The sequence below is a fragment of the Pseudovibrio exalbescens DSM 16456 genome (genome assembly GCF_000422785.1).
GTDB classification, from domain to species: Bacteria; Pseudomonadota; Alphaproteobacteria; order Rhizobiales; family Stappiaceae; genus Pseudovibrio; species Pseudovibrio exalbescens.
In genome coordinates this window covers 34,602-59,714 of sequence record NZ_AUGS01000014.1, presented here as the reverse complement: position 1 = coordinate 59,714, position 25,113 = coordinate 34,602, and the positions used below count along the sequence as shown (strand labels likewise).

Below are 25,113 nucleotides of genomic sequence, written 5' to 3'. Positions count from 1 at the left end.
AAACAGCAAGAACGCAGATAGTTTAGACTCGTTCTATTTTTGGATGATTCTAAACTAATTGGTGCAAATGCTTACTCACGATGGAAATAGGATAGTAGAAATGAGAAAACTGATCGCTCTCTCAACTTTGGGTCTGATGGCGCTATCCAGTGCAGCGCTTGCTCATACACCTCTTTGCTCTTGCTATGACAATGGTGATGGCACCGTGCTGTGCGAAGGCGGGTTTTCAGACGGCTCTTCCGCGGCAGGCGTCGGCATGAAAGTTCTCGATTCCGACGGAAATGTCATTCTTGAAGGAGAAATGGGCGACTTCAGTGAGTTCGAATTCGAAAAGCCAGAAGTCGATTATACAGTCGTATTTGATGCTGGCCCCGGCCATGAAGTCGAAATCAAAGGTAGCGATATCGTCGAATAAGCAAAACCGGCCTTGGGTACGGGCATAGGCCCGAGACCGTTTGCATCCTTCAAGACATTGCGAACTTTCATCGTCAGACCGGCAACCGGTTCTGATCAAGGGGAAGCTGTATCCAAAGCCACCCTAACCCTAAAACCCTAGGAAAAGTCTAGATCCATGAAAACACTGCTGATGGGCGTTGCTGTCGCCACTCTTGCCTTTGCTGGTACCGCGCAGGCACATTTCCAGTTGCTCTACACTCCCAATGTGACCCTCGATGCCCCTGAGGAGCTTGATCTCAAACTGGTCTTCGGCCACCCCATGGAAAATGGTCATGTCATGGACATGGGCGAGCCGGAAGCATTCAACGTTCACTTCAAAGGCAAAACCGAAGATCTTCTTCCAACGCTCAAGCCGGTCACCTGGCAGGGCGCTCACAACGAAGCAAAAGCTTATGAGGCTGCCTACAAGGTGCGCCGCAACGGCGACTACATCTTCACTCTTACACCAGCCCCCTACTATGAGAAGGGTGAGGATATCTACATTCAGCAAATCACCAAGAGCTTTGTTAACAAGGCAGGCCTCCCAACCGGGTGGAATGAACCAGTAGGCTTGCCAACCGAAATCGTTCCGTTGACCAAACCTTATCAGGCTTACGTTGGTGGCACATTTACAGGCCAGGTATTGTCCGAAGGCAAACCAGCAGCCGGGATCGAGTGTGAGATCGAGTACATCAATCCCGCCATCGACTTGGAAGCAAATGCATTCTCGAAGGATGCAAGTGGCCCAACACCTGGCAGCGCCATGGTCGCCATTACAGACGATAATGGCATGTTCACCTTCGGCATCCCACGCGCCGGAACATGGGGCTTTGCATGTTTGGGTTCGGGACCGGACACCGAACATGAAGGTAAGGAGCTGTCTCAGGACGCTGTCTTGTGGATCAACGCAACCGAATTCAAATAGGTTTTTGGGAGGCGGCAGGATGGCCCTGCCGCCTCTTCGTGAAAGGCCGACTGACCATTAACACGCCCCATTGAGGTCCTTTCCGACCATGCCCGAAGCCGATGCAGCTTGCCGCTCTGCCCATGTGTGCTACAACCAAATAAACCGCTGAACATGCATGAGTATGTGAAGCGTCCTGAGCGTGTAGCTTCAAATGGCAGCTGACAATCGGAATGACCAAAGTCTTGATCGTTGACGACGATGCCGACATTCGGGAACTCGTCATTTTTGAACTACAACAAATGGGATGGCAGGCGTTTGAAGCCAGCAATGCAGAAGAGATGTTCTCTGCTCTCGATAAAGAGCTGCCGGACATCATCCTGCTGGACATCAAGATGCCCGGTCTTAGCGGACTGGAGATCACCCAAAGGCTGCGGGCTACGTCGAACATTCCCATCATCATGATGACCGGTCTGGGATCCAATGTAGACAGGATCATTGGTCTGGAACTGGGTGCCGACGATTACGTCGTCAAACCCGTTTGCACACGAGAGTTGGCTGCACGCATCAAAGCAGTATTGCGGCGAACGAAGCCGGATGCCGGCGAAAGCCAAGAGCTTTCCACGTCGCTGACCCATGACTGCCGTCGTTTTGAGGGTTTCTTTGTTGACTTGTCGGCGCACATTCTCAAAAGCCCTAGTGGCAGAGAGATCCCCCTCACCAGCGCCGAGTTTTCGCTGTTGGCAGCATTCCTCTCCGCTCCAAGGCGTGTCTTGACCCGCGACCAACTTCTCGAGATCACCCGCGGACATGATGATCAAGTCTTCGACAGATCCATTGACGTCCTGATCCTGCGCTTGCGCCGCAAAATCGAGCCCAACCCTCATGCACCACGGTTTATCTGCACCAAACGAGGTGCAGGTTACATCTTCAATGCAGATGTCGAAACGCTTTGACCGGCAAGTACCTGCTGAACAACCTCCGCAAGCTCGTATTCGGCTACAGGTTTCTGTAGGCAGATAAAGGGCGTATCGCGCACTGCTCCTCGCTCTGCCGTGGTCAAAACCACCGCTATATGCGGATGAAGCTCAATCACACGTTGAGCAAGACTCACACCATCCCACCGCCCTGGCATCGCCACATCGGAGTAGAGCAGTTTGAAATCCGAGTCCCGCTCCAACAATGAGAGCGCCTGCTCGCCGTTGACCGCACAAACCACCTTGTAGCCCAAGCCGCGCAGTTGCTCGGCCGTCAGATCCAGAAGCTCCACATCATCATCAACCACTAAAATGCGTTCTCCATGCCCGTTCGTTGTCGCCAAGCCGCTGTCAGCCCGATCAACATTGCCCTCACCTGCCGGGAACCGCATGAAAACACTGGTGCCGAAGCCCGGCCTGCTGCGCACATCGATGGATCCACCGGATTGGGTGACAAAGCCATAGATCATGCTCAGACCCAAGCCGCTCCCTTTTCCCTTCGGCTTGGTGGTAAAGAAAGGCTCGAACACCTGAGCCAGAGCGGCCTGCGGGATACCCTCGCCGTTGTCGGTTACCTCCACCTCGATCTCTCCCCCACGTGTTTTGCGCGTAGAAATGATAATCCGACCACTGTCTGCTATGGCATCGCGGGAATTGATCGCCAAGTTCATCAGCGCGTTTTCCAATTGCCCCGGATCCACAACGACCTCCGGAAGCCCTTCTTCCAACCGGGTCTCCAGGATAATACGCCCACCAAGACTGGTATCGAGTAGATCCATTACCCCTTGTATCAACTGGTTCAAGTCAACCCGCTCGGGTTTCAACTCCTGTTGACGGGAAAACGAGAGCAAGCGTTCCACCTGTGCGGTCGCCCTGCCAGCCGCACTCAGCGCCTTGCCGACTCGATCATGCACAATGGGCAGGTCAACGGACTCGCGCTTGGCAATATTGAGATTGCCCAGAATCACCGCGAGGATATTATTGAAGTCATGGGCGATCCCGCCGCTCAACTGACCGACAGTTTCCATTTTCTGGGCGTGCCAGAGTTGCTCTTGTGTTGCCCGTTGTTCGGTCACATCCATATGGATCGAAACAAAGCCGCCCCCGGGAATAGGGTTGCTACGCAGCTCAATGACCTTGCCATTTGGAAACAGGATCTCGAAACGCTTCGCAAGTTCTCCGCGCCCCATGGCCATTTCACCCAAGGTTGTTTCTTCGTGCGTTGCCGAGAATACCCGCAGCCCTTTCTTGGCAAGTTCCTCGTGTACATCATCGATAGGAGTCCCAAGTGAGACCAAATCCTCATTCAAACCATAAAGGGAGAGAAACCTTGGATTCCACGCCACCATGCGCCCGCTCGCATCATGAACGGTAAAACCATCGTTCATGTTGTCGAAAGTTGCGACAAGCAACCGAGACTTCTGCGCCAACTCCCGATCCAGAAACTCCATACGGAACACCATGTCCTTGAACACGGTAAAAGCGCGGGCCAAGGCGCCAATCTCATCTTCACGCTCCACACCCGGCACTTCGGTATCCCGTTCTCCGCGTGCCAGTTTCGTCATGGCATCGGTGACGGCAGTCAAGTTCACATCGATGGGCCGCACGATAAACAGATAAGACAAGGCCGTCATGAAGGCCAAGATCAGCAAACTTCCGATAATGAACTGCCATGTTTGCCACAAGAAGAGATCACTCAGGTTATCGGTTACAGCGCTGAGAGAAGCACGATCAGCAGAAATCATTGCATCCACGGCCCTTTTGAGCGCAGCGGAAATATCACGCGTCGTAGATGTTGCTCCCTGAATATCGTCAATAACGCGTTGCTTTTGTGCTTGTAACTCGAACATGCCCATGGATGTGGTCTGGTTGGCCAGCACGGGCAGATGTACCGTAACCGCATCTTTCAAACCCAAAGGCAGTGACCCAACAGCGCTTTGGAGCTGCCTTAAGGCTCGTTCGTAGTGCCCCGCCTGAAGTGTTACTTCGCTGGCAATACTGGCCCGTTCCACCAAAAGTGCTTGGGTCATGGCGACACTGAGCAGCCGTTCCGTTGCTATCAGAGACTTCTGGCTTGAAAGCGCGGCCTCAAACAAAGGGTCAGGCGCGTCACTCTGGCGCTGAAGCATGGCATTAACGGCCAGAATAGACGGCCCAAGCGTTTGGCGTAGTTGATCCTGAACATCCAGAAGCTGGGTTCGCTGATTTTGTATCGCTCGAACCAACGTCGTTTCCGCATCAAGCAAACCGCGCAACCGGGATAACTCACCAACCAACTGCTCCGATAAAGCGGTGATCTGGGTCTCCAGCCTACCCTCCACAGGGAACCGGCTGCTTAGATACGCCGTTTCCTGCCGCAATACGGCGAGATCTGCGTCAATCTGAGCTTGGATCGCCTCCCGATCCCGCCTGGTCGTTGCGGCAACGAAGCTCTCGCCACGTCGTTGCAACCGCTCGCCTATGCGCGCAATCGTCAACGCGGACGCGGTCTTCGGCAATTCCTGTTCGGTGATATTGCTGACTTCCTGCCGGATCTCACGCATGGACCAAATCGCAGCAACACTGGCAGCCAGCACGGCACTGACTGCCAGACCAAGGATCATCAACAGCTTGGATCTGATCCGGCGCGGCTTCATGGTCCCACCTCCGCCAGCCCCATCAGGGCGCGATAGTGCCGCAACTGGCTCTCACGCCCCAGTCGATCGGTGATCTCGTCCCATTGAACTGCCGCTGTATTCAGGGCTTCATCGATGCTCGCAGTTCCCGCCAACACCGCACGCAATTGCGTATCCAAGGCACCCATATACGCCCGATAGCCGGGTACGCGCAGTTCATGGGCGACCTGCGGAGCACTCAAGCTATCCTTGAGCACATTCAAATATTGCTCGGCAGCCGCCTTACCCATCATTTCTCCCCACCCGACAGCATTGGTCAAATGAGTACTGCGATAAGGATTGATGCCGGTGGAGCCATCGCGCAGGTCTTCAAGACTGTTCGCAGGTGATCCGTACCAATCGACAAAAGCCCAAGCGCGCTCTTGATCGGTTGTAGACGCTGGCACCACAGCCACCCAGCCCCCGAGTGCCAGAAAAGGCACTGCGCGAGCGTGGCCCAACATATCCCAATTCTGCTGGTCCGGGTTCCATACACGGCGACTACCCGGCAGCTCGAAAAATCCCACATTGCCGGCAACGGCAGATGTTTCCGGATCTGTGGTTAAGACGCCAAGATCGCTCCAGTCGATCGCCATCGCGGCCTCCCCACTTGCAAACCGTTGGCGCACACTGTGACTGTCCAACGCATCCGCATCGGGCGGTCCGTAGCTTTTCAAGCGTACATATTCTTCCACGGCCCGTTTCCAAGCCGGTGAGTTGATCGTTGGCGCCATTGTTGTCGGATCAAAAAACAGATATCCGGGAAACTGTGGATGACTGGCATAAGGTACAGCGTGACTGATCAAGTACCACATCCGCTGCCCCCCTTCCGCGTAAGCCTCCAGGGTTCCGAAAATCCTTCGGCCGCTTTCATCGGTCTGCCCATCAAAAAAGCCGGCAATTTCGATATACTCAGCCCAGGTTCGCGGTGGCTCCAAAGGACGGCCATACTCCCTTGCGAAGGCCTGCTTAAATCTCTGGCTTTCAAATAGATCTTTCCGATAGGCTCCAATGTGAACGTCGCCATCGACTGTCATTGCCAGCCAACGCCCATCCCACTTCATCAACGGCTCCTTGTAGACGGGCTGGATGAGTGCGGTCGCCAAGGATTTCAGTTGGGCATCTGGGACTTCAGAAAGAAACGGCGCAAAGTCGGGAACCCATGCGGGCGGAATGATCAGCACGTCACCGGGGTGAGTACCGGTGACAAAACTGATCATGATTTCATCGTAAAGATTCTTGAATTGAAGTCGGCGTAGTTCAACCGGACTTCCCGTCAACTCCGAGAAGGTGCCGGCGTGACGAAATGCAGGGCCCGCGATCGGCGCTCCGTCACGGGTCACCACCACAAGGGGTTCGTCAGCCGCAACCGCGCGCGCGAGGCCCAGAGCGAATATTACAAAAATTACAAAAATCCGAGCGTAGTTTGACATCAACCAACAATCTCTCAGCCCTATCCTTTCCTTCAGAAATCGCAGAGTTCCAAGCGAAATACGTCGTTACGACGGGAGGAAAGAGTGGCGATCTTAAACGCTAACCTAATCAAATTACAGTCACGTGCGTCCACAAAGGATGAGGCAATCGATGAAGCCGTGGGCTTGCTGGTCAATGAGGGAAAGATTGATCAGCGTTATGGCGCTGCCATGCGAGAGCGCGAGACCGTTGCCAATACATTTCTGGGCAATGGCATTGCCATACCTCACGGGGTCCCAAGCGCGCGTGATCTCATCCACGATACAGCCATTAGCGTTGTTCAAGTTCCTGCTGGCGTGGATTGGGGTAACGGTGATCAGGCCCGTCTGATCGTGGCCATTGCCGCGAAATCCGATGAACACCTCGAGATCCTGGCAAACCTCACAGGCGTTGTGGGTGATGAAGTCCTTGCTGAAAAGCTCATCGCAACCAAAGACAAGCAGGAAATCCTTGCAGCTCTTACCGGTGCAGAAGCCCAAGGCACCGAGGCACCGATAACAAGCACCACGCCCCCAGCACCCCTTGAAGGATTTCCCGAGAGCTTTGAGGCCGTCATCACAGGCGCTCACGGCCTGCACGCCCGGCCTGCAACAAATCTCGTGAACCTCGCCAAAGGGTACTCCTCCCAAATCCGCGTCTCTTTCGGCGACAAGGTGGCCGATGCAAAGAGCCTGATTTCTTTGCTCAAGCTGGGGGCGGGTCATGGCGCTGACATCAGGGTTTCTGCGAAGGGTGAAGATGCGCTAGCCGCCCTTGCGGCCTTGCAGCAAGCCATCGCAACTGGTCTTGGCGATGAAGAAGAAGGAGAAGCTCCAAAAGCTGCCGAGGACACCGTGTCCACGGGTAGCATGACAATGCGCACTTGGGAGGGGGCCGCACTGGAAGGCGTTGCCGCCTCTCCGGGGCTTGCTGTCGCGCCCGTGCTTCAGTTTGGACGGGAGAAGCTCGTTTATTCTGACACCGCAGAAAACAGCGAGTATGAACGTGCAAGCTTGACCAAGGCAATTGAAACAGCGCGCGAACAACTGGAAGAACTTTATGCCGACGTATCGAAATCTTCCGGCGTCAAGCATGCTGAAATCTTCAAAGCCCACCAGGAATTTCTAGAAGATAGTGACCTTCTGTCTGCTGTCGACGCTCTCATCTCGTCAGGCAAAAGCGCCCCGGCTGCCTGGGACGCCGAAATAAACGCACAAGCAGATCAGTTGGCAGCCATGGACGACGCACTTCTGGCTGCACGCGCGACAGACATGCGTGACGTGGGGCGCCGAGTACTCAAACTCCTCGCCGAGCGGGTAGAAGCCTCATCCAACCTGCCAACCGAACCCTGCATCATTGTTGCCGAAGACCTCACCCCTTCGGAAACTGCAGAGCTTGATCCAAGCCTCATTCGCGGCCTTGCCATGGCAGCAGGCGGCCCAACCTCCCACACTTCCATCATCGCGCGGTCATTGGACATTCCTGCGGTTGTGGGCGTTGGCAAAAGCATCTTTGATCTGCCCGAGGGCAAAACCATCCTGCTGGACGGCACGCAGGGGCAAGTGGTGACAAGCCCAAGTGAGGCGGATCTGAAAGCCGGGCAGGCTGCAATATCTGCTCGCGAAGATGAACGCGATGCCCAGAAGAGGGATCGTTTCAAACCCGCGTTGATGCGCGATGGATCGCGCATTGAGGTTGTTGCCAATATCGGCGAGGCATCCGAAGCCGCCAAGGCTGTTGACGCAGGGGGAGAAGGTGTAGGTCTGCTGCGCACGGAAATTCTGTTCGTGAACAGGGAAAGCGAACCTACAGAAGATGAACAGGCGGCCACCTACACTCAGATGGCCAGAGCGCTGAATGGCCTGCCGATCATCATTCGCACGTTGGACGTCGGCGGTGACAAGGAGATCCCTTACCTAACCATGCCGCAAGAGGATAACCCGTTTCTCGGTGAACGCGGCATCCGCTTTTGTCTGGCACGTCCCGAATTGTTCCGCAGCCAACTGCGGGCCATTTATCGCGCTTCCGCCCACGGCTGTGTGCGCATCATGTTCCCCATGGTCTCTCAGTTGTCAGAGCTTCTGGAAGCCAAGAAAATAGCCGAAGAAGTGCGCCTTGAAGTCGGTGCGGATCCGGTCGAAATCGGCATCATGATCGAGGTTCCCTCAGCTGTCGCCATGGCCTCGGTCTTTGCCCAACACGTCGACTTTTTCTCGATCGGCACAAATGACCTGACACAGTACACACTGGCGATGGACCGCCTGCATCCGCTGCTTGCCAAGCAGGCCGACGGGCTGGATCCAGCGGTGTTGCGCTTTATTGACCAAACCGTGCGGGCCGCAGATGCCGCAGGCATCTGGGTCGGGGCCTGTGGCGGGATAGCTGGTGATCCACTGGGGGCAACACTGTTGACCGGTCTTGGCCTTAAAGAACTCAGCATGTCGATCCCAACCATTCCCGAGATCAAGGCGCTCTTGCGTTCACAAAGTCTCGCCGACAACAAGCGTCTTGCGCAAAAGGCCCTCGAGCAATCCAGCGCTGCTGATGTGCGTGCTTTGATGGGAGGTGCCCCATGAGTCCCAAAAATCCTCGCGTTGCCACCATCACCTTGAACCCCGCGATCGACCAAAGTGTCATTGCACCAGGCTTTACCATAGACGCGGTTAATCGTGCGCAGAGCTCGCAAAAGGATGTGGGAGGAAAAGGCATCAACGTCGCCTCATTCCTGAACATCATGGGGCATGAGGTCGCCGCAGCCGGTTTGTTGGGCGCCGATAATGACGGCTTGTTCAGACGGCATTTTGAGGCAACTGGCATTGCTGACATATGTACACGGGTACCCGGTGAAACGCGCACGAACATCAAGATACTGAGCCCGGACACCAATCAGGTAACGGACCTCAATCTGCCCGGCATCACAGTCGCACCGGCTGAGCTGGAGCGGGTTAAGCTGGCGGTCGAAACAATGAAGCCTCAAGGCCTCCAATGGCTGGGGTTGTGCGGCAGCCTGCCAAAGGGGCTGCCAGATACCACCTACCGCGATCTGATCCGTTGGGCGCATGATCATGGCCTTCGGACGGTACTCGATGCCAGTGGCCGCAGTCTCGAAGTCGCTCTCAATGTGCGCCCGGACATCATCAAGCCCAACAACCACGAACTGGGCGAAATACTGGGCACGCCTTTGACCACCCGTGATGAAGTGGCACGGGCAGCCCGAGACCTCGCGTCTGACGGCATCCGTTTGGTCGCCGTTTCCATGGGAGCCGACGGGGCCGTTCTGAGCACCCGAAACGCAACGGTTCATGCGCAGGCCCAAGCCCCCAATGTGATCAGCACCGTAGGGGCCGGCGATGCCATGGTCAGTGGACTGGTGATCAGTCAACTGGAGGAGCTTTCGCTGGAAGAAACCGCCCGTCTGGCCACCGCCATGTCACTGGGAGCACTGGGCGAAACTGGACCGCGCCTGCCTGCACCTGAACGTATTTGGGAGCTGGCAACCACCGTCACCGTGACAGCCCTTTAAGAACACGCATGCCTTCTCGGAGAGAAAAGCCATGACAAAAATCGTTGCTGTTGTCGCCTGCCCGACAGGCATCGCGCACACCCATCTTGCAGCTGAAGCTCTGCAGGAAGTCGCCGCCCGCAAAGGCATCCAGATCGCAGTCGAACGGCAGACCTCGCAAGGGGTCATGAACACCGTGACGCCTGAGCAGATCGCTGATGCTGATGTGGTTCTGATAGCGGCAGACATTCACGTCGACCCGGCCCGGTTTGGGGGAAAGCACATCCTCACCACGACGACACGAGAAGCAATTCTCAACACGTCGCAGGTGCTGGATGACACGCTGGGCCTAATTGCGGAGGAAGTACCATCCATGTCTGACCAAGTCGTCAAAGACACTAACGCCACACAAAACCTGAGGATTGTGGCCATAACTGCCTGCCCTACGGGCATTGCTCACACCTTCATGGCAGCAGAAGCGCTGAAGAAGACCGCTACGTCACTGGGGCATGAAATCAGCGTCGAAACCCAAGGGTCCGTCGGATCCAAGACCCCACTCAGTGATGAGGACATCGCGGCAGCGGATCTGGTTATCATTGCAGCGGACACTTATGTGGACGACAGCCGCTTCAAGGGTAAGAAGGTTTACAAGACCGGCGTGGGAGATGCCGTGAAACGAGCTCAGGCAGTCATTGAAGAAGCCCAAGCACACGGCGAGGTTCTCGGTGGCGGCGCGGCTGGTGGTTCCAGCTATGAAGAAAACATCGCGGCTGCCAAAGCCGCGAAGAAGTCTCAGCTTTCCGGCGCTTACAAGCACCTGCTCACCGGGGTGTCCTACATGCTGCCGCTGGTAGTGGCCGGTGGCCTTATGATTGCCCTGTCCTTCGTGTTCGGAATCGAGGCTTTTGAACAGGAAGGCACGTTGGCCGCAGCACTGATGTCGATCGGCGGTGGCGCGGCCTTCGCGCTGATGGTACCGATCCTCGCCGGCTTCATCGCCTTCTCAATCGCAGACCGTCCCGGCTTGGCGCCCGGTCTCATTGGCGGCATGTTGGCGGTCAACCTGGGTGCCGGCTTTCTTGGCGGTATCGTTGCCGGTTTCCTTGGTGGCTACGCTGCCAAATGGGTACGCGACTACATCCACCTGCCTGGCCATCTGGATGGGTTGAAGCCGGTTCTTGTCATCCCGCTCTTGTCATCGCTGGTGGTTGGTCTTCTGATGATCTACGTGATTGGCGCTCCGGTCGCTGCAATCATGAGCGCATTGACTGAGTTCCTGCAAGGCATGGGCACCCAGAACGCGGTTCTGCTCGGCATCCTGCTTGGCGGGATGATGGCCGTGGACATGGGCGGGCCAGTGAACAAGGCCGCATACACTTTCGCCGTTGGCCTTTTGACCTCCGAAACATATGCGCCAATGGCCGCCGTAATGGCTGCCGGCATGACGCCGCCGCTCGGATTGGCCATCGCAACCTTCATTGCAAAAAACCGGTTCACCGCAGATGAGCGTCAGGCAGGCAAGGCAGCCGCAGTACTTGGCCTGTCCTTCATCACGGAAGGAGCCATCCCCTTCGCGGCTAAGGACCCACTGCGGGTCATCCCGTCCATCATTGTGGGCTCTGCGGTAGCTGGTGGTCTCTCCATGTTCTTCGGTTGTCAGTTGTTGGCACCTCATGGCGGGATCTTCGTGCTGGCCATCCCTAATGCCGTCGTACACGTGGGCATGTATGCAGTTGCTATCGCCATCGGTACCGCAGTGACCACTGCCATGCTGGTTGCCTTGAAAAAGCCGGTTGAAGTCGAAGCGCTACCAGCCTGAACAGCGCCAGACCCATAACCTCCAAACAGGGCCCCGGATTAAACGTCCGGGGCCCTTTGGCATGCCATCTACTCGTTCAACAGATTGAATGCCCCAGTCGACAACGTCACGCAGACGTGATCGCACCATGGTTGATGTGTTTGTGGAACGGTTGACGACATCCACAAGCCGGCCCATCTCTAGCCAAGTCGTGGGCATGCACTTGCGCTGTTTACGGGCCATGGCGCATGACACGCAACATAAATGAATTTTTCTGGTTTAAACGCTGGCTTCTGCGCGTTTTACGGGTATGGTTTCACCCCTGAATTTGGGATTGGCGTCTACGAAAAGACGCCAGTTCGTGCGACAGACACACCGCGTTTGTAAAAGGAGATCGGGCGACCATGAGCGAAAAAAGCGAGTACCAGCCGCCGAAAGTCTGGGTTTGGGAACAAGGCGAAGGCACTTGGGGTAGCATCAACCGGCCGATTTCCGGGGCAACCCACGAAAAGGAATTGCCGCGCGGCAAGCATCCTTTTCAGCTTTATTCCCTCGGCACACCCAATGGCCAGAAGGTCACCATCATGCTCGAAGAGCTGTTGGAACTGGGCGAAACCGGTGCAGAATATGACGCATGGTTGATCAAGATTGGCGATGGCGATCAGTTTAGTTCCGGTTTTGTTGAGGCCAATCCAAACTCCAAGATCCCCGCCATGTGGGATTATTCCGGAGACAAGCCGATCCGGGTGTTCGAGTCCGGCAACATCCTGCTTTATCTTGCAGAGAAGTTCGGCCTGTTTCTGCCGACAACACCAGCAGAGCGTACTGAAACGTTGAACTGGCTGTTCTGGCTACAAGGGTCCGCGCCATATCTGGGTGGTGGTTTCGGCCATTTCTATGCCTACGCCCCGGAAAAACTTGAGTACCCCATCAACCGTTTTGCCATGGAAGCCAAACGGCAGATGGATGTGCTGGACCGCCGGCTCGGTGAAAGCCGGTTCCTGGGCGGCGATGATTATACCATCGCCGATATCGTCACCTGGCCATGGTATGGCAATCTGGTTCTCGGCAAACTCTATAGCGCCGGTGAGTTTCTTGATGTGGGCTCTTACAAGAACCTCTTGCGTTGGGCCGAAGAAATCAAAGAACGCCCTGCGGTTCAGCGCGGGCGCATTGTGAACAAGACCTCCGGCGAGCCCAGCCAGCAATTGCACGAGCGTCATGACGCCTCGGATTTCGAGTTGCGCACGCAAGACAAGATCGGCGCTGACAACTAAAATCGACTTCTCAAATGGAAGGCCCCAGACCCGGGGCCTTCCTTTTTGGTTCACCTCACGCGAGTGAAGAAGAAATCATCGACAAGATCGTCAAGGTGCCAATGAGTTCTTCATGACTGGCAGCCAGGAACCGAACGGTATGCGCACTGGATCTTTCTACCGTGGGCACCATGACAGCAGCATCCGAGAAGGCCTGCTTGTTGAAATCAACGACCACCTCCAGCGGCGCCTTGCATGGAAATTCCACTGGGGCTGATTTGGCCGCAGCAACTGCCTCTGTCACTTCCGCTTCGATCAACTCACGGGCTGATTGAGGCGACAGGCTGTTTGCCGTGTGCACACCCAGAGCCTGCTTGACGACAATCCGCCGTGTTGAGGGAAATTGTACCGCGATTTCGCTGGCCAGTTGATCGTCACCACTCACGGCCAGTAGGGGCACCCCAAGTTCGGCTGCAAACCCGCCAAACAACGTCGGTTCGCCTACCTGAACACCGCCAATCTCGATGCGCCGAAACGCCATGCCATTGATTGTATGAGCCAGAACGCCCTGGTGATCAGCGGAAGCATGGTAACCAATGAAAACAGCCCCATCGCACTCGGCAGTTAGCCCCTGCCCCATGGAATGAGGTCTAGGCCGACCCGAGACGATACGGGCGCGCGGATCCAAATCCTCTGCGATCATGTTGCGCAACGGGCCGTGTGAGTCCGCCACGATCACCTCGGTCGCCCCACCGGCAAACGCGCCGCGAATGGCTGCGTTCGTTTCCTGTGTCATCAGGCGTCGCGCCACCTCATATTCGGGATTCCCGCGTTGACCCTGCAACGCTTCTGTTACACCCGCAACGCCTTCGATATCGGCGGAGATAAAAATACGCATAGGTCTCTCACAGTTTCGAGGAATTTCCGCTCAGCCAAGCGCATGGGACGCACCCCAACCTGACAAATCGGCGGATAAGACGTGATTGACCTCAGGCTAGGTCATTCAGTGCATGGACGCATCCCCCACCTACACCCATGCACTGAAGTTTTTTCCTCATATTGCTGAGCTTATGGGTTGCGGCGCGTCCTCAACCGGAGCCAGTTTGGCCTGCGCGTGATATTGGCTCAGAAACACCTCTCCGCTCAACTCCTCCAGAAAATGTGAGCGTTTCAAACGATCCATCACCGGCCCCTTGACCTCAGAAAGATGCAATTTCAAACCCATGTCCGAGAGGCGATGGTTGATTGCCTCCAAGGATTCAAGAGCGCTCATGTCCACCTCGTTCACAGCAGAACACATGAACACGACGTGTTTAAGCGCATCGTCCCCCACAACCCGATCGTATACATAGTCTTCGAGGAACCGCGCATTGGCAAAATACAGGCTTTCATCAATGCGAATGGTCAACAACGCAGGATTTGTGAGCACCTTGTGCCGATTGATATTGCGGAAGTGCTCGGTTCCCGGCACAAGCCCCACCTCGGCGATATGCGGCCTGGAGGTCTTGAACAAAAACAGCAGCACAGACAGAGCAACCCCAGCGGAAACCCCGACTTCGACACCGAACCCTAGTGTCAGGATGATGGTCGCTGCAACTGCCGTGAAGTCCTTGCGGGAATACCCCCATGTACGGGTGAGAATGCTGAAGTCTACCAGTGAAAGCACCGCAACGATGATCGTTGCAGCCAGCGTTGCCTTGGGCAGGTAGAAAATCAATGGCGTCAAGGCAACAGCCGCAATCGCCAGACCCACGGCCGTGAATGCCCCTGCAGCAGGTGTTTCTGCGCCAGCATCAAAATTCACCACAGAACGCGCAAACCCGCCGGTAACAGGATATCCGCCTGTAAACGCGGCACCAAGGTTTGCAGCCCCCAAACCGATCAGCTCCTGGTCCGGATCGATGCGTTGCCGTTTTTTCGCTGCCAAGGTTTGCGCCACGGACACCGACTCCACAAAACCAATAATGGAGACCAGAAGGGCAGGAACAGCCAATGTCGTCATCAGATCAAGCGAAAACGACGGTAATGTCAGCGGCGGCAAGCTCTGGGGCACTTCGCCCACAATTGCCACCTGTTGCTGATCCAAACCCAGTGCCCAAACCACGACCGTTGTTGCAACAACGGCAGCAACAGGACCCGCCTTGGTTATGACGTCTGCCGGACGCGGGCCAAGCCCAAGGCGCTTCAGCAATGGTTTCAAACCCTTGCGAACCCAGAACAAAAAGAGGGTCGCGGCGACACCAATAACAAGCGTGACAGGATTGGTTTCCGGCAAATGCCGGACCAACGAAACAACTATCTCCCAAAGGGTGTGGCCATGCGCGTCCACGCCGAGAATGTGCTTGAGCTGGCTGGCTGCAATCAGCACCCCCGAGGCAGTAATAAATCCGGCGATGACAGGATGGGACAGGAAGTTAGCCAGAAAACCGAGTTTAAAAACGCCCATCATCAACAACATGGCACCGGACAGCATGGCCAATGTCAACGCGGCCATGGCATAGCCCATGCTGCCTGCCTCCGCGACTTGTCCAATGGCGGCTGCGGTCATCAACGAGACCACCGCCACCGGTCCAACTGCAAGCGCACGACTGGTGCCAAAGATCGCGTAAAGCACGATGGGCAGAATAGAAGCGTATAGCCCCATCTCTGGCGGCAACCCGGCCAACAGGGCATAGGCCAGGGACTGGGGTATCAGCATGATGGTGACGATGATCGCGGCGATCATGTCATTGGAAAACTGGTGCTTGTTGTAGGTCCTGCCCCAATCGAAAACAGGAATGTAGCGACGCAGCATGGAGGAAATCATTGCGGAGCCTTTATGTGCATGAAGCGAAGAAGGCTGGCAGGCGCTGTCGTGCCTGCCAGTCTCCCATCAGGTAGAACCCAAGGCATGGGTTATTGGTTGGACGCAGGAGAAGCGCTCACCTTCTCCGGTTTCGCCAGCCATTCCTTGCCGCGCAGCATGGCTTTCCAGTAGATCGGCGGCAGGATCTGCTCTTTCAAAAGCCACGCAAGGCGGGTGGGTTTCTTGCCGTTCACCAGCCATGAGGGAAAGCTGGGGAGCAGCGTACCGCCATAACCGAATTCGGCCAGAACAATCTTTCCTCGCTCAACCGTGAGAGGGCATGAGCCATAGCCATCATATTGAGCAACGGGCGATTGGCCTTTGATATCGGCGATGATGTTCTCGGCAACGACCGGTGCCTGTTTGCGGGCAGCAGCCGCTGTCTTGGCATTGGGAGCATTCATGACATCTCCCAGTGACCAGATATTCTCGTAGGTCTTGTGGCGCAGGGTAGCCTGATCCACATCGACCCATCCGGCGGCATCTGCCAGAGGAGAAACGCGAATGAAATCAGGCGCAGTTTGCGGAGGACAAACGTGAATCATGTCAAATGACATCTCGACGCGTTCTTCCGGTTGGTCCGGCTTCTTGACGTCAAACCACGCCTTTTTGGCAGGCCCGTCGATGGCAACCAGATTATGGAAGAAATCCAGATTGGCACCGTACAGGTCGATGTACTTTTCGAGAGCAGGAACGTAGTCCTTGACACCGAACAGAACACCTCCCGCATTGCAGAAATGAATGTCGATGTCCTGCAATACGCCTTCACGCCGCCAATGGTCCGCAGATAGGTACATGGCTTTTTGAGGAGCCCCGGCGCATTTGATGGGCATGGGGGGCTGTGTGAAGATCGCCCTTCCCTTCTTCAGGCCTTGCACCAACTGCCATGTGTAGGGCGCAAGGTCATAGCGATAGTTGGAGGTGACGCCGTACTTGCCAAGCGTTTCAACCAGCCCTTCCACCTTGTGCCAGTCCAGCTTCAGTCCCGGACACACAACCAGACGGTCGTATTTGACAACGCGGCAGCCGTCCAGAATAACGGCATTATCTTGCGGCTCGAACGCCGCGACAGCTGATTTGAGCCAATGAACTCCCTTGGGGATCAACGATCCCATGGTCTTTGCGGTTTGCGCCGGCTTGAAGATGCCGCCACCCACCATTGTCCAACCCGGTTGGTAATAGTGAATGTCTGCCGGATCAATCACGGCAATCTCAAGATCAGACTGACGGGATTTCAGGCTGGCCGCAACGGCGATGCCGGCCGCACCACCGCCGATGATCACAACATCATAAGAGGCATCCGGCCGATCCGTTGGCGTTTTACCGCCATTGGCAATGCGCCGGACAACACCCGCCATGTCATAACCAGCCGCTTTTGTTGCCGCCAAAATATCGGCAACACTCAGCTTTTCAGCTTGGCTAAGAGACCACAAGGTGGCGCAGCGCGTGCCGGTTCGGCAGTATGCAAAGGCCGGTTTTGGCACCTCCTGCATGATCTTGCCGAACTCGCTCGCATCTTCGTCCCGTACCTTTCCGGAAACCACCGGCTGGTATCGCACTTCAAGCCCAAACTGCTTTGCCGCCGCTGCAATTTCGTCAAACCCAGGCTGATCAGAACCTTCCCCATCCGGCCGATTGCAAATCAGGCTGCGGAAGCCCATGTCGGCAATCTGTTGCACATCATCGGGTGAAATCTGGCCGCTGACAGACAGCTTGGCCGAGATGCTCTTGATTTCCATGTGGTCTCCTCCCCCTCATTTTTCTGTTTTGGCGTGTGGCCTACAGTTTGTTGATCGGCACCTTCAACATCGGGTTGCCGTCTTTGTCCTTGGGAACGTCTCCGGCTCGCATGTTCACCTGAAGGGAAGGAATGATCAGCTTTGGCATGCTCAGCTGCGCATCACGCTCGGTTCGGAACTTGATGAAATCTTCACGAGAACGCCCTCCACCGACGTGGATGTTATGTTCCTTTTCATCGCCAACGGTGGTTTCCCATTGGATCTCACGGCCGTTGGGCCCGTAGTCGTGGCACATGAACAGGCGCATGGCATCGGGCAGCGCCAAGACTTTCTGAATGGAGTCGTAAAGCTCACCCGCATCCCCACCGGGGAAGTCGGCGCGGGCCGATCCACCATCCGGCATGAACAGGGTATCGCCAACAAACGCTGCATCACCAATGACATGAACCATACATGCAGGGGTGTGGCCCGGGGTGTGCATGGCGAACGCAGTCATGCCGCCAATGGTGTAGGTGTCTCCATCGGTAAACAGCTGATCGAACTGGCTGCCGTCGCGCTGAAACTCGGTGCCTTCATTGAACACCTTGCCAAAGGTGTCCTGAACGACCTTGATCTTCTCACCAATGCCGATCTTGCCACCCAGTTTCTCTTGAATATACGGCGCACCCGACAAGTGATCGGCGTGGACGTGGGTTTCGATCAGCCACTCCAGCTTCAGATCATTTTCCTGAATATGGGCGATGATCGCATCCGCGCTTTCGTAGGAAATGCGACCAGCGGCATAGTCAATGTCCATCACCGAGTCCACCACAGCACAGGCGCGGGACTCTGGGTCCTTGACCACATAGCTGATGGTGTTGGTTGCAGAGTCGAAAAACGCCTTCACCTGCGGCTTTACAGTCATGTCGACAGGATAGGTAGTCATGAGTCCCTCCCGTGGTTCTCGTGGGCTAGCGGGTAAGCTTGATCAGGTCCGGCAGGTTTTGAACCCGAACAGGGCATAAAGCGGACAGAAGCGCGTTGCTGCCACCACAAGCATGATGCAGCCAAGCGCAACCGAACCGTAGCGATACAAAGGCTCGGCAAACAGGGCGAGTGCACTGGTGAACGGCGCCACGATCAGCACAATACCAATCAGGGCGCGAACGAGTCGATCAATGGTTCCAACATTCGTAGTCATCTGGCAATCCTCCAAATACGGTTTGATACCGATAGCCCTTTGGGAAGATCGCTTCAGTGACGAAGTCACCAAACATCGAATTATGATGGATTTTGGCAGGAATTAACGAGAACAGGTCTTTGAACTTGACCTATCGCCTCATGACTCGGTCGCGGCCAACTTCTCAAGTGCCGCGCGATCGATGATCTCTATTGCTCCGCGAGATTGGGTTATCCAGTCTCGGCGTTGAAACTCACGGAGCTGGCGTGAAACGACTTCCCTTGCAGTACCGAGTTCGGCCGCCATTTGTTGATGGGTCGCGCTGATCGCGCCACCAGTTCCGGCCAGTTGCAGCAGCTTGTGAGCAAGGCGAATGTCGACCCGCTGAAAAGCGATTTCTTCAATCACCATGAACAGATCGGTGATCCGACGCGAGTAGGCCGAAAACACAAAGCGCCTGAAGGTTTCGGATTGGGCAATCAGATCATCAAACACGGCACGAGGTATGGCTGCCGCCTGAACATCCGTTTCCGCAATTCCTTCCGCAGAGTAGTCTTCATAGGCAAGCAAACAGGCCGTTGTCAGCACGCAGCTTTCGCCCGCATGTACCCGGTACAATACAATTTCCCGGCCGTTCTCAGAAAGTTGCTGCACTCTGACAACACCCTGCAGCAGAAGAAGAAGATGATCAGGTGCCTTGCCCGGCCCAAAAATGATCGTATCCTTGGGCACCGAAACAACGGTGCTGCGATTGGTAAGAATATCCCTTATCGGGGCCTCCAGTTTTGAAAGCCCTTCGAAGCGGTCAATCCAGTTCATTGTTTCAGCTGTCATTTCGATGATCCCTCCCAAGGGTGGCAAGGCTAGCCCCAACTGGAGATCTTGAAAAGGAAAAAGCAAGAACACCGCAAACCCGCTCTCACCCTTTTGTCAAACCAGTTCGGAAAAACAAATCTGCGTTTTTTTCCGGATTGGCTGCCAGTTCTGCAACACGTTACCCCACAAAGGTCGCAAGCCCTCATGAAAGGACAAGACATGCGCACGATCAAGTTTGGCTCCCAACGCTCCGTTCCTGTCTTGGGGATGGGTACATGGATGATCGGAGAAGGACGGGCTGATCGCAGCGACGAGATTGCAGTCCTCCAGGAAGGGCTTGAGCATGGTCTTGAGGTGATCGACACAGCCGAAATGTACGGCGACGGCCGCTCTGAAGAACTGGTGGGCGAAGCCATCAAAGGACAGCGCGACAGAGCCTTTCTTGTTTCCAAGGTTTATCCATTCAATGCCTCCTTCGATGGCGTACTTGCTGCGTGCGAGCGATCCTTGCGCCGCCTCGGCACTGACCACATGGACCTTTATCTGCTGCACTGGCCCGGAAGCGTGCCGCTGCAGGAAACCATCGATGCCTTCCAGTGGTTGCAAGAGCGAGAGTTTATTCGCGACTGGGGGGTAAGCAATTTTGATCCCATGGATATGGAAGAGGTCTGGGCTTGCGATGGCGGCAGTGCCTGCGCCACCAACCAGATACTGTATAATTTGACGCGCCGCGGACCGGAGTTCGACTTGCTTCCTCTAATGGAAGAAAAGAAAACGCCGGTCATGGCCTACTCACCGATAGAACAGGGGCGCCTCCTCCGTGACAGTCGTTTCTGCGATGTTGCAAACGCGGTTGGCATGACCCCGGCCCAACTTGGTTTGGCTTGGGTGCTGCGCCAGTCCAACAGGCTTGCGATCCCAAAGACCAGTCACGTAAGCCGCTTGCGCGAAAACATCGCCGCGCTGGAGTATCCTCTTGGCGACGACGTGCTCGCCCGACTGAATGAACTGTTTCCCGCGCCCACGCAGCCCCAATCGCTTGAAATGCTTTAATTCCCCTGTTGATGAGACTTGCCCTCATCTCAACCATGCGCACGTTCCCGGCACGGGCCCGCCCAAATAGCCGGTGCTGTCTGCACATGGAAAGCCTTTGTTAACCAGGCTATCGAACTGACGAAAAAACCTAGGGATACAGCCACCTAATAAATTCATCAGTAATTTTATCAGCCGCATAACTATCGAGTTGAATAGAAACACACTGGTATCGGGATTGTCCGTGCGAATGATGACGCTGGATGAAGGCTGTATTGCCTCACCACAGACTGGAACACACCAGATTGCGGTTTCCCTGGGAACCGTAGAAAACCTCAATGTGTCTATCCGTCAAAACTGGGCAGATGTGCGCAGCGACTGGCAAGCCATGCAGGCACGGTCCCAAACTTGCCCGTTTCAAGATACACGCTGGAAGGATGCTTGGTTTCACACGGGCGGTACATCCCGAAACGCATGCAGCTTGTTTGTTTTTCTCCATGAGGGCCCCGACCTGGTGGGGCTACTACCGCTCTACAAACGGAAGTTTGCTGGGCACAGTGTGCTGGCCTGGCAGGGCGATGATGTGAATGACTACTGCGTCCCTCTCCTAGCGGCGCATCTTCAGAAAAAGTTGTCACCAGAGGCTTGCTCGGAAATCTTGCGCCGGACTTCTCAGCATGTAGGGGGCGTTCATGCCTTATTACTACGCAGCCAGCCAGCCCTTGTCCGGGGTAGTCAGAATCCATTTGCACAAACTGGCTGTTATCAGGATACGGGCATTGCCCACCATGTTTCACTAGCAGGGCCATGGCAGCACTTCTACGCGTCACTGCGAGGCAAGAATACCCGGAGGCGCCTTAGCCAAAAGCTGCGGAAACTGAAAACCCATGGGACTGTTCGCTTCAAAGGGCTTCGGCGAACTGACGATCGGCTGAAGGCCCTCGACCTCATGTTGACATGGAAGACCACTCAACTTGATGAGCGCGGCAGCAGAAATCCCTTTCGCACGACAAGGGGTGAGAAAACCATTTTGACACGCCAGTTGGAGACGGTGGTCGGCAAGCCAGAAAGCTGCTCATCCGTACGCCTCTATGGTCTGTTCGTTGCGGACCAGATGATAGCGGGATTTCTGTGCCTCACCCAGAACAGAGACTTTTCCGTGCTTATAAATGCCTATGATAAAGAGGCTCATTCCGAACACTCCCCCGGGCAGCTTCTTCTTGTTCAAACCATGGAACTAGCCACGCGCGCTGGCATGACAAGTTATGACCTGATGCGCGGAGATGAACCCTACAAGCGCGAATGGGCCCGAGATCACACCATTTTGAAAGACAGCATGGTTCCTCTAACCTTCCGTGGCAAAGCGCTGAAGAAGCTCCACCACCTGATCCAAGGCGGCAAGCGTGCGGCTCTGCAACGACCGCGCATTATGGCGTTCTTGCACGCGGCAAACAGAAGGCGTGGCCGGTTAATTCGCTTCTTTTCAGACAATAAGAGGTGCTCATGAACCTGCCGCTTTCCTCGGGCTTTTGGGGGCCTCTTCCAAGCAGGGCAAAACTGCTTTTTGCAGGACTGCTTATTGGTTTTCCCGGCTCATTGCTTGGCGCAGTCTTCCTGCAGCCGTGGGCGGAGCCCAAATGGATGTTCCTTGATGCACTCACAGCAGCGGAACTCTCCGGTGATTGCTGCCATGTCTACTATGGCTTCATCTCCAATCTGGGCATCATGCTGTGGTCGGGCACGGCAGCGGTGTGCCTCATCGCCGCCCTCTGTCTTTTCAAGGGAAAAGCGCCGCGTCAGGCCCTGCGCTTTACTGCATCCGCCTGCGTTCTGACCGGATGGTTGGCGCTCGACGACGCATTCCTGTTGCACGAGTTGGTATTACCTTCTCTTGGCCTGCCGCAACCCGTGGTCCTTGCTGCAACCGCTGCGCTGGCGCTGCTTTATGGGGCAATGAACTGGCGATTGATCTTCTCGCAGGAGTGGTGGGTGCTCGGTCTGGGCGCGTTCGGTCTTGCACTGTCTCTTGGCGTGGACCAGGTGTTTCACAGCCTCTCACCGGGACTGGTTTATCTCGAGGACAGCGCCAAGTTCTTCGGCATTGTGTGTTGGGCGGGCTTTCACCTGATGACGGTTTATCTGTTGCTTGTGGATCTTTTCCAAACCAAAGCAGAGGACGCAGATGATTGAGAAACAACGGATTCTGCTACTTGGCAATTACCGGCCAACGTTAACGCTGGTGCGCACACTGGGCGCTGCCGGGCACCACATGATTGTGGGGTTGGAAGGTAGTGATGGCGGTGCCGAGTTCAGCCGGTTTTGCCGCGAAAGCTGGGACCACCCGCCACTTGAAAAAGACGAAGATGCATTTCTAGCCGCGCTTGGAAGGTATGTAGATCAAAATCAGGTGACGCTGCTCTATCCAGTCTCTGAGGAGTTCGTTACCTGCTTCGTGCGCCACCGCAGACGAGTGGAAGCACTTGCCCCTATTGCCATGATGGACCCGGAAATTGTCTCTGCCTGTCTGGACAAGGTTGGCATGATGCAGCAGTGCCTGCGCCTCGATGTGCCGTGTGCGCCCTTTGCCCTTGCCCATTGCGAGCAAGACTTGCGAGACGCCGCAGCTCAGCTTGGTTTCCCGCTGGTTGTACGGCCTGAACACTCCACGAAGCGACTTGGCGGCAAGAAAGCCGTTACCTTGACCAGCCCCGAGGCGCTGGACGATGTGCTCACGCTCTGGCAGAACAGAACCAGCGCATTGGTACTGCAACAGCACTTTAGTGGGCGGCGCTACAACCTTTACTTTGCTGCTGAAAACGGCAAGCTGACCCGTCATGTACAGGCGGTGGTCCTGCGCACGGACAGCCCGGATGGCACGGGGCTCGCTGTTGAGGGCGAGACCATTACACCGTTAATGCCTTTGCGCAGCTACACCGAGCGCCTTGTGGCTGATTTGGCCTATGACGGCATCGGGTGCGCCCAGTATCTGGTCGATGAGACCACGGGAGCAATCAGTTTTCTGGAAATCAACGCCCGTATTGCTGGCAACCTGAATGTGCCAGAGAGAGCGGGCCTGGCACTCGGCCCCTTGCTCATGGAAAAAGCACTGGGAGTGCCGGTGGATACGCAGCCCGTTGAGGGGCGCAGAGGCATCCGCTACCTCTGGGTGTCGGGGGAGGTGCTGGCAGCCATTGTGGCACAGATGCGGGGTGAGATCGGCATTGGCACCATGCTGAAGCGCTTTGGCACCGCCCTGGCCAGTGTATTTCGCGGAAATCTTCACATGATCTGGAGCTGGAAAGACCCCCTGCCGGCTTTAGTCACATGTTGGCGCATGTTGCCTTCGCTATCCGGCATCAAACGACGATTAAAGCATGCGCTTCGACGACAGAGACAGACAACCGAAACTGATCGGGAGGCACGTTCATGAGTTCCGTTGCCTTGCAAACCGTGCAGGCGCTTCCTCAGGACAGTGCCATAGAACTGTCAGAGGTCTGTCCATCCGAATGGGATGCCCTTCTTGGCACCTTCGAAGATGCCTTGCATGAGCAGTCCTCTGCGTTTCTCAAGGCCCGTTGGGGCGCAGAACGTTGCACCTTTTTTAAGGTCGTAGAGGGCGAAACAACCCTCGGCGGCGCGGGCGTGGTCCTCTTGAAAATGCCGGTAATTGGCAGTGGCCTAGCGATCATGAAATGGGGGCCGGTTTGGCGCAAACCGGGTGAAACCGCAGACCCAGCGCGGCTTGCCGCCATCCTCACCGCGCTTCGGGAAGAGCTGTGTGACCAGCGTGGTCTGCATCTCACCGTGATGCCACGGGCAGAGCCCTTTTTGACGGATCGTACTGTTGAGACGTTGGTGCGGCTTGGCTTCGAGCGAGGGGAAAAGCTCCCTGCACCGGCGCGCTACTTTGTGAACGTCGATCAGAGTCTTTACGACCTGCGCCAATCGCTTTCGCAGAAATGGCGCTACAATCTAAAGAAGGCCGAAAAGAACCCCTTTAGCATTCATGTAACCAGGGCAGAAGAGGGCCTTGCACCCTTCATGACGCTTTATAAAGAAATGCTGTCTCGCAAAGGCTTCGCAGACCACTCGGCCATTGCCACATTGCCCGCGTTCTGCAAGGCCGCACCGGCAACACTACAACCCATGTTTGTGCAGGTGGCCCACAAGGGAAAGCTCTGCGCTGCAGGTATCATCCACCACTGCGGCGACACCGCTGCTTATCTTTACGGTGCAACAAGCGACGATGCATTGTCATTGCGCGCTGGTTATGCGCTCCACTGGGCGGTGGTGGCACAGCTTTGCGCCGACCCCAAGGTCAAATGGTATGACCTTGGCGGCAACGACCTTGATGCAGGCCTTCATCAGTTCAAAAGCGGTTTCATTGGCAAAACGGGCGCGTTGCTTGAGTGCCCGGAGGACCATCACTTCAGTGCTGGCATTAAGGCCGCCCTTATAGCAAAGGGCATTTTTGGTTTGCGACGGGCCAAGCAGCGGTCAGATCGAGCTCTGTCTGTCATCAGATCGCGAATTGGGCGCTAGAT

At 55.8% G+C, this 25,113-nt stretch carries 20 protein-coding genes; 12 read left to right on the top strand and 8 right to left on the bottom strand.

What is annotated here, in order from left to right:
• The first annotated feature begins 100 nt into the window (after nt 1-100).
• The 3 genes from G512_RS0110675 to G512_RS0110665 all read left to right on the top strand — a co-directional run bounded on the left by G512_RS0110675 (nt 101) and on the right by G512_RS0110665 (nt 2,295).
• Nucleotides 101-415 carry a hypothetical protein gene (locus G512_RS0110675; protein WP_028481709.1) on the top strand — a complete coding sequence of 105 codons (315 nt, stop codon included), beginning with the start codon at nt 101-103 and terminating at the stop codon, nt 413-415.
• Between the two features lie 156 nt (nt 416-571).
• A complete protein-coding gene (locus G512_RS0110670) occupies nt 572-1,360 on the top strand; it encodes a DUF4198 domain-containing protein (RefSeq protein ID WP_028481708.1) in 789 nt (262 codons plus the stop codon).
• 212 nt (nt 1,361-1,572) lie between these two features.
• Nucleotides 1,573-2,295, top strand: coding sequence for a response regulator (locus G512_RS0110665; protein ID WP_028481707.1), 723 nt, complete (start codon nt 1,573-1,575; stop codon nt 2,293-2,295).
• Here the strand turns inward: G512_RS0110665 and G512_RS20765 are convergent.
• Entirely contained in the window at nt 2,262-4,952 is a 2,691-nt protein-coding gene (locus tag G512_RS20765; RefSeq protein WP_036489519.1) for a PAS-domain containing protein, read from the bottom strand. The genes G512_RS0110665 and G512_RS20765 overlap by 34 nt on opposite strands.
• Nucleotides 4,949-6,403: an extracellular solute-binding protein gene (locus tag G512_RS0110655; protein ID WP_028481706.1), complete on the bottom strand. Its 1,455-nt coding sequence runs from the start codon at nt 6,401-6,403 to the stop codon at nt 4,949-4,951. The genes G512_RS20765 and G512_RS0110655 overlap by 4 nt, the downstream gene beginning before the upstream one ends.
• 84 nt (nt 6,404-6,487) lie before the next feature.
• On the opposite strand from G512_RS0110655, the gene ptsP reads away from it, so the two are divergent.
• From ptsP to yghU, 4 genes are all read left to right on the top strand, one after another.
• Nucleotides 6,488-8,998, top strand: coding sequence for a phosphoenolpyruvate--protein phosphotransferase (gene ptsP / locus G512_RS0110650; protein ID WP_028481705.1), 2,511 nt, complete (start codon nt 6,488-6,490; stop codon nt 8,996-8,998).
• Nucleotides 8,995-9,945, top strand: coding sequence for a 1-phosphofructokinase (gene pfkB, locus G512_RS0110645; protein ID WP_028481704.1), 951 nt, complete (start codon nt 8,995-8,997; stop codon nt 9,943-9,945). The genes ptsP and pfkB overlap by 4 nt, the downstream gene beginning before the upstream one ends.
• 31 nt (nt 9,946-9,976) lie before the next feature.
• Complete coding sequence (locus G512_RS0110640; protein ID WP_028481703.1) at nt 9,977-11,743, top strand: PTS fructose-like transporter subunit IIB; 1,767 nt, start codon at nt 9,977-9,979, stop codon at nt 11,741-11,743.
• 383 nt (nt 11,744-12,126) lie between these two features.
• The gene (yghU, locus tag G512_RS0110635; protein ID WP_028481702.1) at nt 12,127-12,999 is read left to right on the top strand and encodes a glutathione-dependent disulfide-bond oxidoreductase; all 873 of its coding nucleotides are present in this window, start codon (nt 12,127-12,129) and stop codon (nt 12,997-12,999) included.
• A 55-nt stretch (nt 13,000-13,054) separates the two neighbouring features.
• Here the strand turns inward: yghU and G512_RS0110630 are convergent, their stop codons facing one another.
• The 6 genes from G512_RS0110630 to G512_RS0110605 all read right to left on the bottom strand — a co-directional run bounded on the left by G512_RS0110630 (nt 13,055) and on the right by G512_RS0110605 (nt 19,555).
• Nucleotides 13,055-13,876, bottom strand: a complete 822-nt coding sequence (locus G512_RS0110630) for a M55 family metallopeptidase (protein WP_028481701.1) — start codon at nt 13,874-13,876, stop codon at nt 13,055-13,057.
• Between the two features lie 156 nt (nt 13,877-14,032).
• On the bottom strand, nt 14,033-15,772 hold the full coding sequence (locus G512_RS0110625; protein WP_407636264.1) for a SulP family inorganic anion transporter: 1,740 nt from the start codon (nt 15,770-15,772) through the stop codon (nt 14,033-14,035).
• 101 nt (nt 15,773-15,873) lie between these two features.
• A complete protein-coding gene (locus tag G512_RS0110620) occupies nt 15,874-17,562 on the bottom strand; it encodes a bifunctional protein tyrosine phosphatase family protein/NAD(P)/FAD-dependent oxidoreductase (RefSeq protein ID WP_028481699.1) in 1,689 nt (562 codons plus the stop codon).
• Nucleotides 17,563-17,602: 40 nt separating this feature from the next.
• Nucleotides 17,603-18,487, bottom strand: a complete 885-nt coding sequence (locus tag G512_RS0110615; protein ID WP_028481698.1) for an MBL fold metallo-hydrolase — start codon at nt 18,485-18,487, stop codon at nt 17,603-17,605.
• 42 nt (nt 18,488-18,529) lie between these two features.
• Nucleotides 18,530-18,742: a YgaP family membrane protein gene (locus G512_RS0110610; RefSeq protein WP_028481697.1), complete on the bottom strand. Its 213-nt coding sequence runs from the start codon at nt 18,740-18,742 to the stop codon at nt 18,530-18,532.
• A 138-nt stretch (nt 18,743-18,880) separates the two neighbouring features.
• Nucleotides 18,881-19,555, bottom strand: a complete 675-nt coding sequence (locus tag G512_RS0110605) for a Crp/Fnr family transcriptional regulator (RefSeq protein WP_028481696.1) — start codon at nt 19,553-19,555, stop codon at nt 18,881-18,883.
• Between the two features lie 201 nt (nt 19,556-19,756).
• Here G512_RS0110605 and G512_RS0110600 point away from each other — a divergent pair, with 201 nt between their 5' ends.
• From G512_RS0110600 to G512_RS0110580, 5 genes are all read left to right on the top strand, one after another.
• Nucleotides 19,757-20,590 (top strand): aldo/keto reductase, encoded by an 834-nt coding sequence (locus G512_RS0110600; RefSeq protein WP_028481695.1) that lies wholly within the window; start codon nt 19,757-19,759, stop codon nt 20,588-20,590.
• Nucleotides 20,591-20,819: 229 nt separating this feature from the next.
• A complete protein-coding gene (locus G512_RS0110595) occupies nt 20,820-22,076 on the top strand; it encodes a GNAT family N-acetyltransferase (protein ID WP_028481694.1) in 1,257 nt (418 codons plus the stop codon).
• On the top strand, nt 22,073-22,759 hold the full coding sequence (locus G512_RS22140) for a hypothetical protein (protein ID WP_051269213.1): 687 nt from the start codon (nt 22,073-22,075) through the stop codon (nt 22,757-22,759). The genes G512_RS0110595 and G512_RS22140 overlap by 4 nt, the downstream gene beginning before the upstream one ends.
• Nucleotides 22,752-23,999: an ATP-grasp domain-containing protein gene (locus G512_RS0110585; protein WP_028481693.1), complete on the top strand. Its 1,248-nt coding sequence runs from the start codon at nt 22,752-22,754 to the stop codon at nt 23,997-23,999. Before G512_RS22140 ends, G512_RS0110585 begins: the two co-directional genes overlap by 8 nt.
• Nucleotides 23,996-25,111 (top strand): lipid II:glycine glycyltransferase FemX, encoded by a 1,116-nt coding sequence (locus G512_RS0110580; protein WP_028481692.1) that lies wholly within the window; start codon nt 23,996-23,998, stop codon nt 25,109-25,111. Before G512_RS0110585 ends, G512_RS0110580 begins: the two co-directional genes overlap by 4 nt.
• Nucleotides 25,112-25,113: the final 2 nt, after the last annotated feature.

Coding starts and splice junctions, on each gene's coding strand:
- G512_RS0110610 (WP_028481697.1), bottom strand. CDS start 18,742: ATGACTACGAATGTTGGAACCATTGATCGACTCGTTCGCGCCCTGATT.
- G512_RS0110620 (WP_028481699.1), bottom strand. CDS start 17,562: ATGGAAATCAAGAGCATCTCGGCCAAGCTGTCTGTCAGCGGCCAGATT.
- G512_RS0110640 (WP_028481703.1), top strand. CDS start 9,977: ATGACAAAAATCGTTGCTGTTGTCGCCTGCCCGACAGGCATCGCGCAC.
- G512_RS0110655 (WP_028481706.1), bottom strand. CDS start 6,403: ATGTCAAACTACGCTCGGATTTTTGTAATTTTTGTAATATTCGCTCTG.
- G512_RS0110580 (WP_028481692.1), top strand. CDS start 23,996: ATGAGTTCCGTTGCCTTGCAAACCGTGCAGGCGCTTCCTCAGGACAGT.
- pfkB (WP_028481704.1), top strand. CDS start 8,995: ATGAGTCCCAAAAATCCTCGCGTTGCCACCATCACCTTGAACCCCGCG.
- G512_RS0110605 (WP_028481696.1), bottom strand. CDS start 19,555: ATGACAGCTGAAACAATGAACTGGATTGACCGCTTCGAAGGGCTTTCA.
- G512_RS0110625 (WP_407636264.1), bottom strand. CDS start 15,772: ATGCTGCGTCGCTACATTCCTGTTTTCGATTGGGGCAGGACCTACAAC.
- G512_RS0110665 (WP_028481707.1), top strand. CDS start 1,573: ATGACCAAAGTCTTGATCGTTGACGACGATGCCGACATTCGGGAACTC.
- yghU (WP_028481702.1), top strand. CDS start 12,127: ATGAGCGAAAAAAGCGAGTACCAGCCGCCGAAAGTCTGGGTTTGGGAA.
- G512_RS0110600 (WP_028481695.1), top strand. CDS start 19,757: ATGCGCACGATCAAGTTTGGCTCCCAACGCTCCGTTCCTGTCTTGGGG.
- G512_RS20765 (WP_036489519.1), bottom strand. CDS start 4,952: ATGAAGCCGCGCCGGATCAGATCCAAGCTGTTGATGATCCTTGGTCTG.
- G512_RS0110585 (WP_028481693.1), top strand. CDS start 22,752: ATGATTGAGAAACAACGGATTCTGCTACTTGGCAATTACCGGCCAACG.
- G512_RS0110595 (WP_028481694.1), top strand. CDS start 20,820: ATGATGACGCTGGATGAAGGCTGTATTGCCTCACCACAGACTGGAACA.
- G512_RS22140 (WP_051269213.1), top strand. CDS start 22,073: ATGAACCTGCCGCTTTCCTCGGGCTTTTGGGGGCCTCTTCCAAGCAGG.
- G512_RS0110630 (WP_028481701.1), bottom strand. CDS start 13,876: ATGCGTATTTTTATCTCCGCCGATATCGAAGGCGTTGCGGGTGTAACA.
- G512_RS0110675 (WP_028481709.1), top strand. CDS start 101: ATGAGAAAACTGATCGCTCTCTCAACTTTGGGTCTGATGGCGCTATCC.
- G512_RS0110670 (WP_028481708.1), top strand. CDS start 572: ATGAAAACACTGCTGATGGGCGTTGCTGTCGCCACTCTTGCCTTTGCT.
- G512_RS0110615 (WP_028481698.1), bottom strand. CDS start 18,487: ATGACTACCTATCCTGTCGACATGACTGTAAAGCCGCAGGTGAAGGCG.